Here is a 2551-nt window from a genome sequence, read left to right as displayed (position 1 = left end):
TTTCCCCGTTCGGCCGAGCACGTGGCCGCCACCCTGCAGCTCGCCCGGGCGCATCGTGTGCCCGTGTTCAGCCGGGGGGCCGGGTCGGGCCTGAGCGGCGGATCCGTTCCCGACGGCGGCATCGCGCTGGTCATGACGCAGATGAACCGCATCCTCGAGGTCGACCTGCGCAATCTTCAGATGGTGGTGGAAGCGGGTGCCATCACCGCTGCCGTTCAGCAGGCGGCGCGGGTGCACGGCCTCTTCTACCCGCCCGACCCGGGCAGTTCCCGGGTCTCCACGATCGGGGGCAACATTGCCGAGAACGCCGCGGGGCCGCACAGCTTCCAGTACGGGCCCACGGGCAACTACGTGCTGGGCCTGGAGGTGGTGCTCGCCAGCGGCGACATCGTCGAACTCGGCGCCCGTACCACGAAAAACGCCTGCGGGTATGACCTGGTTCGCCTCATGGTGGGTTCTGAGGGCACGCTGGGCGTGGTCACGAAAGCCAGGCTGCGGCTGCTGCCGCTGCCGCCGGCCAGGGCCAGCCTGCTGGCCGCCGGTTTCTCTCCCGAGGAGCTGGAGGATCTCATCGTCCTGATGGCTGGCAGCCCGCACCGGCCCTCGAGCATCGAACTGCTCGACCGTTTCTGCGTGCGGCTACTGGCCGATCGGCTCGAGGCGGCCATCGGGACTGACGTACCCGGCGGGGCGTATGGCCTGATCCTGGCGGACTTTCTGGGCCAGAGCGCCGAGGTAGCCGAGAAGGCACAGGCGCTGGCCGAAAGCGTGCGAGGCCGCGGCGCACCCGCCGTGGCCATTCTGGATGGGACGCAGCAGGCGGAGCTTTGGGGAGCAAGGGAAGAGCTGTCGCCGCGCGTGGCACGCATTGAGCCCACCAAGATCTCCGAGGATGCCACGGTACCTCTGGGCGAGCTGGCGGGCTTCATGCGGGACATGGACGCCATTCGTGGGGAGTTCCGGGTCGAGGTGGTGGTCTTTGGCCACGCCGGCGACGGCAACTTGCACCCCAACTTCTTGACGGACGAGCGCGACCCGGAGCGCATGCGGCGCACCTGGCAGGCCATTGATGCCCTGTTCGAGGCCGCCATCCGGCGCGGCGGGACGCTTACCGGCGAACACGGGGTCGGCCGGCTGAAACTGCCCTACATGCGCCGAGCGCTGCCGCCCAATGCCCTCGAACTCATGGTGGCGGTCAAGCGGGCTCTCGACCCCGATGGGATTCTCAACCCCGGCAAGGCGATCCTGGAGCCGGCCAGCAGGGCACCCGGGGCCGATGGGGCGCGTGTGCCCCAACACTCTGCTGGGTGAGGGGGTCAGCCATGGAACTCGATGGCCAAGCAGCCCTGGTCTCGGGTGGAGCCGGAGGCCTCGGTGTCAGCATCGCCGAACGCCTGGCCCGGGCGGGTGCAAGGGTCGTCCTTGCCGACGTGGACGAAAAACGCTTGGCCAGAGCGCAGTCGCAGTTGGAAGGCATTGGGCTTGCTGTAGAGACCTTGCAGATGGACGTAACCCGGGTCGGCGAGATGGGACCTGCGCTGACCCGGGCGGAAAACCGCGTTGGGCCGATACGGGTGCTGGTGAACGCAGCAGGCATCAATATCCGAGAGCCTGCCGAGGCGGTGTCTGAAGAGCACTGGGATGCCATCATCAACGTAAACTTGAAGGGTTCGTTTTTCTGCGCCCAAGCGGTGGCCAGGCGGCTGCTGGAACTGAAGCTGCCGGGAAGCATTGTGAACCTTGGATCCACCGAAAGCGAGGGGACCATTCCCATGCTCTCGGTGTACGCCATCAGCAAGGGCGGCGTTGCGCAACTGACCCGGGCACTGGCGGTCGAATGGGCTCCTCACGGAATCCGCGTTAACGCTGTCTGCCCGGCGTACGTCGAGACCCCTCTGACCCACAAGTGGCTGGAGGATCCCCGCCGGCGAGACGTGTTCTTGAGCCGCACGCCCATGGGGCGGTTTGGCCGGCCTGAGGAGGTCGCCGAGGCCGTGCTGTTCCTGGCCTCCCCTCGTTCCAGCTACGTCACCGGCCACCTTCTCTACGTCGACGGCGGCTGGAATGCCCTATAGGTTGTGGCGGGCCGTTCACGAGAACCACAGCAGCGCGACGGCCGCGCTCCAGGCGAAGCCTCTGCCGCCCAGCCCTTCTCCAGTTTGCGGGTGGTAATACTCGCGAAAGCCGGAGGCGGCGAGGAGCCGCAGCGTATCCTCACGCACCCTCCGGGCGAGTTCGAGATGGCCGTACCGGGTCAGCCCCTGTTCGATCATCCAGTTCACGTTGAGCCAGACGGGGCCACGCCAGTAGCGGCGAGGGTCGAAACGCGGCTGGTTCGGAGCCAGGCTCGGAACGAGGAAGTTGACGGCCCGCCCCCAGGCTTCCAGGTGAAATGCGAGGTGCTGGGCAGCGGTGGTGTCGGGTATCCCTGCATACAGCGGCAGGAAGGCTGCCGAGGTGGGTACCCGGATCGGGCTGCCGGCGATGGCGTCGAGGGAGAAGTAGAGGCCTTCACCGTCGTCCCACAGCCGCCCAAAGGCCTGGGTGCCTT

3 protein-coding genes are annotated in these 2551 nt (G+C 67.3%); 2 read left to right on the top strand and 1 reads right to left on the bottom strand.

What is annotated here, in order from left to right; all coding sequences use genetic code 11:
- Positions 1-1311, top strand: a 1311-nt coding sequence (locus AB1609_20935) for an FAD-linked oxidase C-terminal domain-containing protein (protein ID MEW6048903.1), incomplete at its 5' end; no start/stop codon positions are given.
- An 11-nt stretch (positions 1312-1322) separates the two neighbouring features.
- Positions 1323-2075, top strand: a complete 753-nt coding sequence (locus AB1609_20930) for a glucose 1-dehydrogenase (protein ID MEW6048902.1) — start codon at positions 1323-1325, stop codon at positions 2073-2075.
- Positions 2076-2090: 15 nt separating this feature from the next.
- On the opposite strand, the gene AB1609_20925 is transcribed toward AB1609_20930, so the two are convergent.
- Positions 2091-2551 (bottom strand): trehalase family glycosidase (locus AB1609_20925; protein MEW6048901.1); only part of this gene is annotated, 461 nt, incomplete at its 5' end.

The sequence above is a fragment of the Bacillota bacterium genome (assembly GCA_040754675.1).
Lineage (GTDB): Bacteria > Bacillota > Limnochordia > Limnochordales > Geochordaceae > Geochorda.
This window is presented reverse-complemented; position numbering and strand designations above follow the sequence as displayed.

What these genes read in the sequence shown, in the direction of transcription:
- AB1609_20930 (MEW6048902.1), top strand. Translation starts at nt 1,323, where the DNA reads ATGGAACTCGATGGCCAAGCAGCCCTGGTCTCGGGTGGAGCCGGAGGC.